Below are 13,266 nucleotides of genomic sequence, written 5' to 3' on the forward strand. Positions count from 1 at the left end.
GCATCAGGTGAAAATGGAATTTGGGCTGCTGCTGGTATTAATTCAGATAATATTGCTATGACTGCAACTGAAACCATTACCACTAATTCAAGAATTCAAGGTATTGATCCACTCCTTGAAAAAGGCGGTCTAGGCGAAGAAGACTTCGTGACTCTAACTTTGCCATATATTCATTCTGCCTATGAAGGTGTAGAACGCGTAGGCTACCTCCTTGAAAAGTATGGTACTTACGAAATGAACGGAATGGCTTTTTCTGACAAAGACGAAATTTGGTATCTTGAAACTATTGGTGGCCACCACTGGGCAGCTCGCCGTATTCCAGATGATGCGTACGTAATCGCTCCTAACCGTCTAAATATCGATGAATTTTATTTCGATAATGATGATTTTGCTTCATCAAAAGATTTAAAAGATTTAATTGAAGAATATCACTTAAATCCAGACCTTGAGGGCTATAACTTGCGTCACATCTTCGGCTCCTCAACAATTAAAGATGCTCACTACAATAATCCACGTGCTTGGTATATCCATAACTATTTTGATCCTGATTTTGGTGGTGAACCAAGTGATCAAGATCAACCATTTATTTGCCACGCAAATCGCAAGATTAGTATTGAAGACATTAAATGGGCTGAAAGTTCTCACTATCAAGACACTCCTTTTGATGCATACGGCGATCAAGGTACAGCTGAACAAAAGAAGACCTTCCGTCCAATTGGTATTAATAGAAACTTTGAAACTCATATTTTACAAATTAGAAATGACGTTCCAGAAGAAATTGCTGGTGTTCAATGGTTAGCATTTGGGCCAAATACTTTTAACAGCATGGTTCCTTTCTACACCAATATCACTACTACTCCAGCCAGCTTCCAGACCGGTCCTAAATTTGATTTAAATAAGATCTTCTGGTTGAATAAATTAACTGCTCAATTAGGTGATACTAATTTCCGTGTTTATGGCGAATTAGAAGCAGATTTTGAACAAAAGAGTCTTGCTCAATGCCATAAAATTCAACATGAAACTGATAAAGAAATTGAAAACTATTCTGGCGATGAACTCCAAGATAAGCTAAACAAAGCAAATCAAAAGATGGCTGATACAGTTTACAACAATACTGTTGAATTACTAGGAAACATGGTTAATGAAGGTCACGGCTTAATGACCTTAAAATATGACTTACTTGATTAGGTAAAAATAAATACATACAACGATGCATAGAAGTATAGATCTACTATGCATCTTTTTTATTCAAAATTAATAGCAAAAAGAAAAATAATGATAACTATCTGCTATAATATACTTACTAATTATTAGCAAGAAGGATAAAAATGATACATAACAAAACTATTGATGCACAATTAAATCACCGTTCAATTCGAAAATTTAAAGATACAACTTTAAATAAGGAACAATTGGAAACTTTATACTCAGTTTTTGCACAAACTCCAACTAGTATGTTTATGCAAAATGCTAGCTTGATACATATTATTGATCCTGAGCAAAAGAAAAAAATTAGAGAACTATGTAATCAAAAATATGTTGGTGCAGAAGGTGATTTATTCATCTTTGTCGTTGATTTATATCGTAATCAACAAATTAGAAAACAACTTGGCACGGATGATGGTCGTGTGCATACTACTGATATCTTTTTCCAAGCAATGGAAGATACCTTACTTGCCTATCAAAATGTTGCTAATGCCGTAGAAAGTATGGATTTAGGCTACGTACCACTTGGGACAGTTAATGATCATCCACTTGAAATGCTTAAGACACTTGATTTACCTAAATTAACTTTTCCAGTATTAGGAATGCAAGTTGGCGTGCCTGATCAAAAGCCACAATTAAAACCACGTTTACCATTACAGTTCACTTGTTTTGAAGGAAAATATAACAAGGACTTCGATGTAAAAGAACTACGTGATTATGACAAAGTAGTTACTACTTACTATGATTTACGTAATTCAAATCGTCGTATTGATTCATTTACTAAACAAATCACTGGCGCTAAGCTAGATAATCACAAAACTGATCGTGACGAATTGCCTGAAGAACTACATAAACAAGAGCTTTGCTTAGACTGGAAGTAAAAATTATTAATGAGGAAGTTTATACAGTAATCTAAAAATGAATATTCATTGACTGATTTAGGAAAGACACTTTTTCCAGTTATTAAGGCGATGGATGAAGAGCAACTCATAATTCTTAATTACTTACTAGCCTTAGGTGGACGAAGAGAGCCACGTTTAATCGTTATTGGTAAATCTTTTAAAGCCCCATAAACTTTCTCTAGTTCAGCCATAACCTCTTTTTCATCTAATCCTTTTTCCTTGATAACTTCAGAGGCTGCTTTAGCATAATTACGTTTAAATTTTGCATTCACTTCATTCCAGTTAACTAATGCAAAATTATCAGCCAATTTTTGATCAAAGGGTATTTTACCTTGAATCATCAAAACTGCAATTATCGGATATCCTGCATAACCTTGCCAATAAGTTGCATTGTCATTTGAATGGTAAATGTCATTATCCCAGCTTACCGTATAGGTCTTTGCATCATTTGATGAAGTAACCAAAGCCTCATTATTTTTCAACTCCACATGTTTATCCACAATTGCTGTGTAAGCTTCTAAAATTTTTTGAATTGGTGGCATCTTTTTCATTATCTTTCCCTCCAATTTTCATTTAAATTTACTTTACTCAATAAATATAAGATAATTAGTCCTACCTATTATCTTAGGAGTTTTTTATGAAAAATATTAGTAAAAAGTTTGCCTTAATTTTTATGCTACTCTCTCTTGGACTGACCCTTTCAGCTTGTAGCATTATTATCTCTAACAACAATAACAATAAACCTGAAATTAAAACTACTCTTAGTAATCAAGGTTTTAATCAACTAGAAGTCTCTGCTACCGCAACAGACATTTCTGTTAAATATGGCGATAAATATGCCGTTGAATACGAAGGACCTAAGAACTTAAAGCCTACTGTCAGCAGAAAGAACGGCAAGCTAACAATTAAGCAATCAGCCTCTGGAATTCACCACATTAACGGATATCCTACTATCACTATTACCGTACCAAAACACCTATTGAAGAGTTTAAATCTTTCAACAGATGATGGAGATATTGAAGTTGAAAATATCGCTACCACAAATCCTATTTCTTTGAATACTGATGATGGAGATATTGATATTAACAATTTAAAATCTCCAAGTGGAAAAATTGATACCAGCGATGGAGATATCACTATTAACAAATTAAATAGTAAAAATGGCTTTAAGGTAAACACAGATGACGGTGATATTCATATCTCTACGTCTAATTTTAGTGGCTATAATCTTAATGTAGATGATGGGGATATCAAAGCTAAAGGTAATTCTTCTAGCGATACTTTTACACAAAATAAAAATAGTGCTAATGTCTTAACAGCTTCTACACAAGATGGAGATATCAAAATTAAATAGAATATAAGTAAAAATGACAGATTGCAAAAGCTACAATCTGTCATTTTTATTTACTTAAATATAATTTATTACTTCGTGGAAATTCTATCTTTTGTAATTTTTTCATTCTCTTTAAAACTTCTATTTCAGTTAAATTTTCCCACACTATTTGGCGATATCCATTTTCAACTACTGTAAAAGTATCTCCACCCTTTTCCACAAGGATACTTCGATCTTTTTTATAAGTTAAAAATTTAATTTTATCACCGTTATTCATCTTTTGAAGTTCAGTTCTTAGGAGCTGCAACAAATTTTTATTATCTATCATGTTTTAATTCCTCAACAAAAAAGAGATAAGAACTCATCTTATCTCTTAATTATATACATAACTTTTATTTAAAACATATGTGCCAAGATTGGTAATAGCCAAATCCAAAAGATACAACTTACTGCAAAGAATACTGTTGAAACAGCTACTGAACTAGCACCTTCCTTAACATAAATGTTGTAACGGCTAGAAATAATAATTCCAGAAAATGCTGGTGGCAATCCAGTGGCCAAACAAAGCATTGAAATCTTAGTAGGATCAGATCCCATCCCGCAAATATAGGCAGCTGCAACAATTACTGCTGGAGTTAAGAATAACCTAAAGAAAGTATTCCAAATAACTTCCTTATCAATTGAAAACTTAACTGTTGATAAAGCAAGGCCCGCTGCTAAAACGGCAACACCAGCATTTGCTTTTGCAATCAAATCAAAAGTTGGTGCCCAAGAAGTAGGAATTCTGATACCAATTAACACGAAAATAACCGCAATTAGTGGCGCTGCAGCAACTGGTTGCTTAATGGCGTTGATAACAGACTTTACAGTTGGGTTCATTTGCTTGTGTGGTTCATCAGCATGATCTGCAATTTCAGCACGTGCTAAATCAATTTCACGGTCTATACCTTTTTCTTTCAAAGCTTTTGCTTCCGCATCAGTAACCGGTACTCCATCGGGAATAGTTACCATCACTTTTTTCTTAGTCTTGTTTGGCCCTTTACCCTTTATGTCTTCTACTTCTACTTTTGTCCCCTTATTATTTGGATTAGAAGCAGCTTTTTTCTTTGTTAAGGCCTGTCCCCTATTAATTAAGGCTAAGCCTAATGGAATAGTAATTGCATTAACAACAATTGAGACAATTCCAATGACTAAGTTAGTTGTTGCATTATTTCCATAAATGGGATCTAGTACTGCAAAACCAAGAAAACCAATTGTTGGAGAACCAGCAATTAAAGCACAAACCGCAGCTTGTTGTGTAGTTCTGTGGAAAAACAATTTATCTAAGTAATAACTCAACATAAAGAGTCCTACCACACCAACAATTGAAATTAACGTTAATACGATATCTTGCGCAAACATTTTTCTGGTAGCTTTAACAATTGAAATAAATAAAGCTGCTGGTAATGCGATATCAAGAACTAATTTATTTAATCCTTGTCTCTGATCATTATCGAAAAAGTAAAACTTTCCGCAGAGATAGCCTAGTAACATAATCACCAAAATTGGAATTATGTCATTGATTAAGATACTAATCATCTCTATACCTCGCTCATAATCTGACCAGTCTAATATTTCCCGATGAAATTATTCTTCATCGCAATCTTAAATATAAACTTAATCCAGATATAAGCAAGCGAAAGATTTTTCGAATTTAACTAAAATCGTTATTTTTAATTTTCTATACATTAATTGCCTCGTAACATTCTTAATACCGTTAATTTTAAAGAAAATTATTAACATATACGTATGTATTTCATTTCTTCCTTTATCTTAAGATAAAAGTTTTTTTATAGTATTTTTCTTGCTAACCAATTCAAAAAAAGCTATAAATTAAGTGTACGCATCCTTTATTGGAATAGCGCCTTTATATAAAAAAGTAATATTTATAATTACTATGGAGGTACGTTATGGTAGATGACTCTCTAAGTAGAACGGGTGCCAGTTTATTAATTGACGCTTTACAAAAAAATGGTATTAACAACCTATATGGAGTTGTGGGAATCCCAATCACAGATTTAGCAAGATTAGCTGAATTAAAGGGGATGAAGTATTATGGCTTTCGTCGTGAAGACTCTGCCGTAGACGCTGCCGCAGCTGCTGGATTTTTAACTAAAAAACCTGGTGTAGCTATGACTGTATCTGCTCCAGGTTTTTTAAATGGACTAACTGCTTTAGCTCAAGCTACTAAGAATTGTTTTCCATTAATTATGATTTCTGGATCATCAGAACGCCACATTATTGACTTAGCACAAGGTGACTATGAAGGCTTAGATCAATACAATGTTGCTAAGCCTTTCTGTAAAAAGGCTTATCGTGTTGATCGAGCACAAGATGTTGGTTTAGCAGTTGCTCGTGCAATTCGTACTGCTGTATCTGGCAGACCCGGTGGTGTTTATCTTGATTTACCAGCTGATACTATTGCTCAACTCAACAATGATCTCGGTGAAAAGAACATGGGAGTCTACAAATTAGTTGATCCAGCTCCTCTGCAAGAACCAAGCGATGAAGCAATTAATCGTGCAGTTGATATTATTAAACAAGCTAAAAAACCTTTAATTATTCTTGGTAAAGGTGCAGCATATGATAGAACTGAAAAACAAGTCCAAGAGTTAATTAATAAGACTGATATTCCATTCCTACCAATGTCTATGGCCAAAGGATTGATACCTGATGATGATAAACACTCTGCAGCTGCAGCTCGTTCATTATCATTAAAGGGTGCTGATGTCGTAATTTTAATTGGTGCTAGATTAAACTGGATGCTTTCATACGGAGATGCACCACAATTTAATCCTGATGCAAAATTTATCCAATTAGATATTGATGCAACCCAATTTGATTCTTCTCAAAAGATTTCTGCTCCACTTCAAGGCGACTTAACCTCTATTTTAAACAAGTTAGTACCAGCTCTTACTGCAACTGGTTATAAGGTACCTTCTGAGTGGCTTAACGCTATTGCTCAAGATACTGCAAAAAATGATGCAAAATTCGCTAAAAGAATCAAAGCCGGCGAAACTAATCCTGAGTTCGGTTATTACGGCGCTATCGAACCTATTAACGAGTACTTCCAAGAACATCCAGATACTTATCTTGTAAGTGAAGGTGCTAATACTCTTGATATTGGTCGAGACATGATTGGAATGAAACTTCCTCGTCATCGACTTGACACTGGTACCTGGGGAGTAATGGGTGTTGGAATGGGCTATGCTATTGCCACTGCTATTGAAACTGGTAAACATGTCGTCGCCCTAGATGGAGATAGTGCATTTGGTTTTGATGGTATGGACGTTGAAACTATGTGTCGGTATAATCTACCAATTACTGTTGTCGTTATTAACAACGGTGGTATCTACAATGGTGTTGACAATGTTGTCCCTAACCAATTAGGCCCAACAACGCTTGATCCAACTGGCAGATATGATTTAATTGCCAAAGCTTTTGGCGGTGATAACTATTACGTAACTAATTATCAAGAAATGAAAGATACTTTTGCTACAGCAGTTGAATCGGGACGTCCAAGTATTATCGATGTCCAAATTGATCCATCAATGGGTAAAGAATCAGGTCACATTGGTAATTTGAACCCATCATTAAACTTAAAGCCTCTTGAAGAAGCTGAACAAGAAAAAATTGATAAGGAGTAATTAAAATGAGTGAGAACGAAAAAAACGAACAAAATGAATATGCTCCATTAAAAGGAATTAAAGTAGTTGACTGGACTCAAGTTCAATCCGGCCCTTCATGTACTCAATTACTAGCATGGCTTGGAGCTGAAGTTATTAAAATCGAACGTACTAATACTGGTGACCCAACCAGAAATGAATTACTTGATATCAAGGATTCATGGAGCCTTTACTTCCTCCAACTAAATGCCAATAAGAAGTCTTTAACTGTTGATATTAAAACTCCAGAAGGTAAAAAGATTATGTACGACTTAATTAAAAAAGCCGACATATTCGTAGAAAATATTGCTCCTGGTTCTGCTGATAGAAATGGTTTTGGCTGGGAAAAGCTTCATAAAATGAATCCTAGATTAATCTATGCTTCATTAAAAGGTTTTAACCAAGGATCACGTTTTGAAAATGTTAAGGCATTTGAACCAGTTGCTCAATCTGCTGGTGGTGCTGCTTCTGCAACTGGTTGGAACAAAGGTGAAGATAATATTCCTACTCAATCTGCGGCAGCCTTAGGTGACTCAAACTCTGGGATGCACTTAACCATCGGTATTTTAGCAGCCTTACTTCAACGTGAACACACTGGTGAAGGTACCTTTGTTTACCAATCAATGCAAGATGCCGTCTTAAACCTTTGTCGTATTAAATTACGTGACCAAATCATGTTAGACAACTTAGGTGCTCTTCCTCACTATGCTGTCTATCCTGACTGGAAATGGGGTAAAGCAATTCCACGTGCAGAAAATACTGAAGGTGGACAAGTTATTGGTTGGTGCTACAAGGCTAAAGGTTGGGAAACTGATCCAAACGCTTATGTTTATATTGTTGTTCAAAACGAAAACAAGAAGTGGGATAAGCTTTGTGAAGCAATGGGTCATCCTGAATGGGAAGAAGATCCAAGATTCATTGACTGGCAACACCGTCAATTACATAAGGAAGAACTTTACCCATTAATTGAAGCTTATACTAAGCAATATGACAAATATACTTTAACTAAAGAACTAGGTGCTGCTGGTGTTCCTGTTGGTCCTGTTCTTGACTGGCATGAGCTTGAAAATGATCCTGATTTAAACAAAGATGGTGCTATTGTTACTATTGATCAAGGCGGTAATCGTGGTGACTTCAAGACTATCGGTCTACCATTTACCCTTTCAAATTACACTCCATCTTACGATCGGGCACCAGATCTTGGTGAAAACAACAAGGAAATTTTAACTAAGTTAGGCTATGATCCTGACCAAATTGAAGACCTAGTTAACAAAGGGGTTATCTCCAAGGCTAAGGGTCCTAAGAACCCACGCGTTCATGTTATTATCGATGGCAAAGAACACTAATTAACTTTTAAATATTTACTAAAGACAGTTAGAATAAACCTCTAACTGTCTTTAGTGTTTTCTTTTTATAGACATTAATTAATTTTTTGTACTCTTACAAATTACTTAAAGTCCTACTTTAATCACTATACTTTATTTTAAAATGCGTCTATAATATAGATTCATAAGATATATAAAGGGGTGAATTTCTGATCATGAAGAGTGTAAATTACACTAAAAAAAATCACATGTATTTAATGAACCATACCAATGGTGACGTTATTGAAGTGAAGACGGATAAAAATAATAAATCATTCAAAAAGTTACGTCTTTATCGTCAAGATGGTTTAGGAAACTATTATCTAGATCCACATGCAGAGTTAAAAGATCGGAATAGTTTAGCCACTAAAGAAAATATTGTTGAAGCTGGTAAAAAAGTTAGTCGTCATGTTGCTAGTGCTCGTCACTGGCACCATAAAGTAAGACCAGTCTTTAATGCTGATCATAAAATTATTGATTTTGAACCTCGCTTAAATCTAAAGCATCATACTCAGGTTCAAAATGCTAAAAGATATCTACGTCACCTTGAAAATCATCATGCTGCCTTTCTTTTCCGTAAAAACAATAAAGGTCGCCTAATGGCACCCTGGAACTACGTAAAAGACGCAATTTATGAAGATCGAAACAAAGAAATGGTTTTGGCTCATAAAGTACATAAATTAACTAAGTAAAAAGCTTCTCGTTCAAATTGAACGGGAGCTTTTTTGTTTTATATGGTACAAAAATTAATATCTTATATTTTCTCTATATAGCAGACAATAAAAACATATAAAGCTTTTTAGTCCTTAATTACTTATTAACCAGCTGAGTTTTTACTTTTCTAATCATCCAAATCAATCTTATACTGCTCATTAATTAGCACATAGTTTAAACCATACTTTTTAGCCATTTGTAAATAATGAGTATTATCTTCTAAGATATCCTCTATTGAGCAATTATCGTCTAACCGATTTTCGATTTTATTTGCATATTTTTTAATATTTGCAAAATTATTCTCGATATATTTTTTACTTATTACAAGACAATAATATTTAATCTGCTCTAAATATTTTTCATCAAAATAATTTTGCCAGTCAAAAGGAATATATCATCCCTCAACAATTAAATTCTGTTCATTCTCAACCGCAGTTTTAATCATTTCTCGCACAATTGGCCACAAGTAGTTCGTAAGTTGATCATTATCTTCAGGTGTAAGCTTTTTGTAATCAGTACGGATCATCCCCATCTCTAAATGATCAATAAGATAAATATGGGTATTTATATTTTTCAAGTAAATGCTGTGCCAGAGTAGTTTTTCCAGTATGGGATGCACCAGTTATTAGTACAATCATTTATTTTTCCTTTCAAGCTCAAGTAAAAATTTTTTTGCTTTCGTACCATAGGCATAGCCACTTAGACCTCCATCTGCGCCGACAACTCGGTGACAGGGAATCAAAATCATAATCGAATTATTGTGAGTGGCCCTTCCAATAGCTCTCGCAGCCTTTGGCTTATCTATTAATTTAGCAATCTCACCGTAAGTTTTTGTCTCCCCATAAGGAATTTGTTTAAGTTCTTGCCACACTTTCTTTTGAAATTGTGTTCCTTCTTGCTTCAAAGGAAGATCAAATTTTTTTCTTTTTCCAGCAAAATACTCTGTTAGCTCTACTTTACACTCTTGAGCTAACTTATTTGCTGCTTCATTTCCCACTATATTTTCTTCATGACTAGTAGGTTTTACGCTGACTATTGCTTCATCAGTAGCAATTATCTGCAGTAATCCTATTGGTGTCTTCAAAGTTAATTGATTAACATTTTCCATCTTCTTTTTTCTCATATTCTCCTCCTATTTTTTATTGTTAGCCTCTTATATAGAAAATAGCTTAAATTATCAGTTGCATATCCAACATAAATCTTTTTTCAAATTTGCCAAATACTAAAATAAAAATCTCGTTCGTAATAATACGTCTGGTTTTATTTCTAGTCCAGAGAATTCGCACCTTAGTCTTAATATATTATTTAATCATCGTAAATCAATCACAACAATTTGCTTATCTAGAAATCTATTTCTGTTTTATTTGACATCCTTCATTTTATATAATAATGTATTAGTGAAAGATACATTATGTACTTAGGAGTATTTTAGATGAAAGATACCAAATTTTCCATTGCAATCCATATTCTATCCATGATCGCGCTTAGTCCACATCCTATCAATTCAGTTGATATTGCGAAAAGCGTTGGCACGAATCCAAGTTATATTCGGAAAATAATGAGTCTACTCAAAGATCATAAAATTATCGAGAGCCATCGCGGAAAAACCGGAATTCAATTACTAGTCGATCCTAGTAATTTAGATCTCCTCACTATTTATAAAATTGTTGAAGAAGAGAACCCTCATATTTTTCAAGTTCACCAAAATGCAAATGCAGAATGTCCTGTCGGTCGCAACATTGTTAACGCCGTCTTTCCATTTTTAGATGATGCCGAAAAAAGGCTCCAGCATTCTTTGCAACATGATACTTTAGCAGACGTAATTGAAAGATTAAAACAATTAGAAAGAAGTAGAAATCATGAAGGCAGCACAACTAATTAAATACGATAAAAAAGATCCGTTAATTGAAATTCGAGATGTTAATTCTCAGCCACTTGGTGCACATGACTTACTTATCAGAACCAAAACTGCAGCCGTTAATCCTTTAGACAACCTTATCTCTCATGGTGATCTTAAATTGGTTGTTCCGTACAAGTTACCTCAAACTATGGGAAATGAATTTGTTGGAATTATAGAAAAAATTGGTCCTAAAGTTACTAACTTCAATATTGGCGACCGTATTTTTGCACGTAATCCAGTAAATAACATTGGCGCTTTTGCTCAAAAAATTGTGATTAATGAAAAAGCTGTGGCTAAAGTTCCTGAATACTTAAGTGATCAAGAAGCTGCCGCTGTTCCTTTAACTTCATTAACGGCGATGCAGGCTTTTCAACTTTTGAATCTAAAAGCTGGGCAGACTCTTTTCATATCCGGAGGATCCGGAAGTTTTGGCGCAATGGCAATTCCTTTAGCAATTGCGCAAGGCTACAAAGTTATTACTACAGGAAACGAAACTAGTCGTGCTCGTTTAGAAAAATTAGGCGTTGAAAAATTTCTCAATTATAAAACCGAAGATTATACCAAAGCTGTCGCTAATGTGGATGCAGTCATTGATACAATAGGTGGAGAAGAAACTGTTAAGCAACTTTCTATTCTTAAAGATGGCGGCGAGATTGTTTCGTTGAAAGGGATGCCAAATAGAGAATTTGCTAAGAAAATGAACATGGGATTGGCTAAGGAACTGCTTTTTAATGTAGCTGCTCGCAAAATTGAAAAAGAAGCAAAAAAACGTAACCAAAACTACCACTTCATCTTCGTTCAAGCTAATGGTCAACAGCTTAAGGAAGCTGCTAAGATTTTAGAGAAGAACCAAATTCATCCCCTCATTGGAAATCAATATTTCCTTACTGAAGTCAATGCCGCCTTGGCAGATGTTGCGCAAAGAAAAAGTCGTGGGAAAGTAATTATCAATTTTTAGAAAACAGATTCCGAGAATTAAATAAATCTCATGTTAGCTATTGAGTTAGTAACATGAGATTTTTGATTTTACTCTTCTTTTTCTTTACAATGACTCTGACAAGCGCACTTTTTCTCACTTACCATGGAACAATGACAAACACCATCTTTACTAGCGCATGGACATCCCTGTTGACATTTCATACCATTATGACAAAATTCATTGCTCATAGTTAACCCCCCCTTTTTATTTCAAATTATAGATCTACTCTTATTGATTTCCAAAAATTTAAATTTTTAATGCTCTCACCATGTTATAACTACTTACATTATCTGGATCTGGAATATCATCACTAGTCTTACCTTCATTGATAAAACCACGCTTTTCATAAAAATGGAAGAGTTTAGGTAAACAAGTCAGTGTAATTGCACGTCTATTCTGTTGTTGGGCAATCTTACACAATTCTTCAATTAAAGCTGATGCAATTCCTTGCTTGCGATAATGTGTGCTAGTCGCCAAACTCAAAATCGTTTGATAAGGATATTGTGCATTATTAGGTTGATTTTTGAAATAAAGTTCATCTCTTATGTACCGCTCTTTGCTTACTGGGCCAAAAACGTGTCCCACTACTTTTCCATCAACTTCTGCAACTAAAAAAGTATCTGGGTAATTTTCAATTCGTCCAATCATATCCCTATGCGTCATTTCCTCTGACATATGGAAAGCACTTGATTCAAGCTCAACAATTGCATCTAAATCATTCATTTTTACAGTACGAATCTTTAAAGTCATCTGTTTTCCTCGCAGTTATGTTTTCTATTTTAGATTTCTTTTCTTAATCCTATCATTGATTCGGTTTACTGTCTTTTTTTGTTCCAAAAGGCAAATGAGCCAAATTATAACATAAGTGAAAACAAACAAAAGAACACTTCTTAGGCTAACTTCCCAATTATTAATTACTGCCATTAACAAGAATAAAATAAATGTAATTATCAAGTGAATTGTAAATTCTACTGTCATGGGTAAATCAGTTTTAAAAATCATCGAAAGGAGTCCAATTACACCAGAAATTCCAAGAACAGAAATTGTTTCTTTGATAGTTGGAGCTACTCCTGGATTAAAAAAAGTCAAAATACATACGTAACAAATTGCGCCAAATCCCATCCCTGTAAAAAAATAATCTACGCATTTTCCAAGCCATTTCAT

14 protein-coding genes and 1 pseudogene are annotated in these 13,266 nt (G+C 34.3%); 8 read left to right on the forward strand and 7 right to left on the reverse strand.

Going from position 1 to position 13,266, the window contains the following annotated elements; all coding sequences use genetic code 11:
- Together Q9R40_RS07970 and Q9R40_RS07975 are read left to right on the forward strand one after the other, a co-directional pair.
- The coding region (locus Q9R40_RS07970; protein ID WP_304677191.1) for a C69 family dipeptidase at positions 1–1,188 on the forward strand (1,188 nt) is incomplete at its 5' end.
- A gap of 140 nt (positions 1,189–1,328) precedes the next feature.
- Positions 1,329–2,087, forward strand: coding sequence for an NADPH-dependent oxidoreductase (locus tag Q9R40_RS07975; RefSeq protein WP_304677192.1), 759 nt, complete (start codon positions 1,329–1,331; stop codon positions 2,085–2,087).
- 119 nt (positions 2,088–2,206) lie between these two features.
- Here the strand turns inward: Q9R40_RS07975 and Q9R40_RS07980 are convergent, their stop codons facing one another.
- Positions 2,207–2,659 carry a hypothetical protein gene (locus Q9R40_RS07980; protein WP_304677194.1) on the reverse strand — a complete coding sequence of 151 codons (453 nt, stop codon included), beginning with the start codon at positions 2,657–2,659 and terminating at the stop codon, positions 2,207–2,209.
- 86 nt (positions 2,660–2,745) lie between these two features.
- On the opposite strand from Q9R40_RS07980, the gene Q9R40_RS07985 reads away from it, so the two are divergent.
- Positions 2,746–3,462: a DUF4097 family beta strand repeat-containing protein gene (locus Q9R40_RS07985; protein ID WP_304677195.1), complete on the forward strand. Its 717-nt coding sequence runs from the start codon at positions 2,746–2,748 to the stop codon at positions 3,460–3,462.
- 46 nt (positions 3,463–3,508) lie between these two features.
- On the opposite strand, the gene Q9R40_RS07990 is transcribed toward Q9R40_RS07985, so the two are convergent.
- Both Q9R40_RS07990 and Q9R40_RS07995 read right to left on the reverse strand, forming a co-directional pair.
- Complete coding sequence (locus Q9R40_RS07990) at positions 3,509–3,769, reverse strand: hypothetical protein (protein WP_304677196.1); 261 nt, start codon at positions 3,767–3,769, stop codon at positions 3,509–3,511.
- 68 nt (positions 3,770–3,837) lie between these two features.
- Complete coding sequence (locus tag Q9R40_RS07995) at positions 3,838–5,019, reverse strand: AEC family transporter (RefSeq protein ID WP_304677197.1); 1,182 nt, start codon at positions 5,017–5,019, stop codon at positions 3,838–3,840.
- Between the two features lie 371 nt (positions 5,020–5,390).
- On the opposite strand from Q9R40_RS07995, the gene oxc reads away from it, so the two are divergent.
- From oxc to Q9R40_RS08010, 3 genes are all read left to right on the forward strand, one after another.
- Positions 5,391–7,127: an oxalyl-CoA decarboxylase gene (gene oxc, locus Q9R40_RS08000; protein WP_304677198.1), complete on the forward strand. Its 1,737-nt coding sequence runs from the start codon at positions 5,391–5,393 to the stop codon at positions 7,125–7,127.
- Positions 7,128–7,132: 5 nt separating this feature from the next.
- Positions 7,133–8,491, forward strand: coding sequence for a formyl-CoA transferase (gene frc / locus Q9R40_RS08005; protein ID WP_304677200.1), 1,359 nt, complete (start codon positions 7,133–7,135; stop codon positions 8,489–8,491).
- A 194-nt stretch (positions 8,492–8,685) separates the two neighbouring features.
- A complete protein-coding gene (locus tag Q9R40_RS08010; RefSeq protein ID WP_304677201.1) occupies positions 8,686–9,201 on the forward strand; it encodes a hypothetical protein in 516 nt (171 codons plus the stop codon).
- 149 nt (positions 9,202–9,350) lie between these two features.
- Here the strand turns inward: Q9R40_RS08010 and Q9R40_RS08015 are convergent.
- Together Q9R40_RS08015 and Q9R40_RS08020 are read right to left on the reverse strand one after the other, a co-directional pair.
- Positions 9,351–9,861 (reverse strand): annotated as a pseudogene (locus Q9R40_RS08015) (AAA family ATPase).
- Entirely contained in the window at positions 9,858–10,346 is a 489-nt protein-coding gene (locus Q9R40_RS08020) for a methylated-DNA--[protein]-cysteine S-methyltransferase (RefSeq protein ID WP_304677203.1), read from the reverse strand. The pseudogene Q9R40_RS08015 and the gene Q9R40_RS08020 overlap by 4 nt, the downstream one beginning before the upstream one ends.
- A gap of 309 nt (positions 10,347–10,655) precedes the next feature.
- Here Q9R40_RS08020 and Q9R40_RS08025 point away from each other — a divergent pair, with 309 nt between their 5' ends.
- Together Q9R40_RS08025 and Q9R40_RS08030 are read left to right on the forward strand one after the other, a co-directional pair.
- Positions 10,656–11,105 (forward strand): Rrf2 family transcriptional regulator, encoded by a 450-nt coding sequence (locus Q9R40_RS08025; RefSeq protein WP_304677205.1) that lies wholly within the window; start codon positions 10,656–10,658, stop codon positions 11,103–11,105.
- Complete coding sequence (locus tag Q9R40_RS08030) at positions 11,083–12,081, forward strand: NADP-dependent oxidoreductase (protein WP_304677207.1); 999 nt, start codon at positions 11,083–11,085, stop codon at positions 12,079–12,081. The genes Q9R40_RS08025 and Q9R40_RS08030 overlap by 23 nt, the downstream gene beginning before the upstream one ends.
- 267 nt (positions 12,082–12,348) lie before the next feature.
- Here Q9R40_RS08030 and Q9R40_RS08035 read toward each other — a convergent pair whose 3' ends face one another.
- On the reverse strand, positions 12,349–12,852 hold the full coding sequence (locus tag Q9R40_RS08035) for a GNAT family N-acetyltransferase (RefSeq protein ID WP_304677209.1): 504 nt from the start codon (positions 12,850–12,852) through the stop codon (positions 12,349–12,351).
- A gap of 24 nt (positions 12,853–12,876) precedes the next feature.
- Positions 12,877–13,266, reverse strand: a complete 390-nt coding sequence (locus tag Q9R40_RS08040; RefSeq protein ID WP_304677211.1) for a DUF3021 domain-containing protein — start codon at positions 13,264–13,266, stop codon at positions 12,877–12,879.

Origin of the sequence: uncultured Lactobacillus sp., from assembly GCF_948948975.1 — a bacterium.
GTDB lineage: Bacteria > Bacillota > Bacilli > Lactobacillales > Lactobacillaceae > Lactobacillus.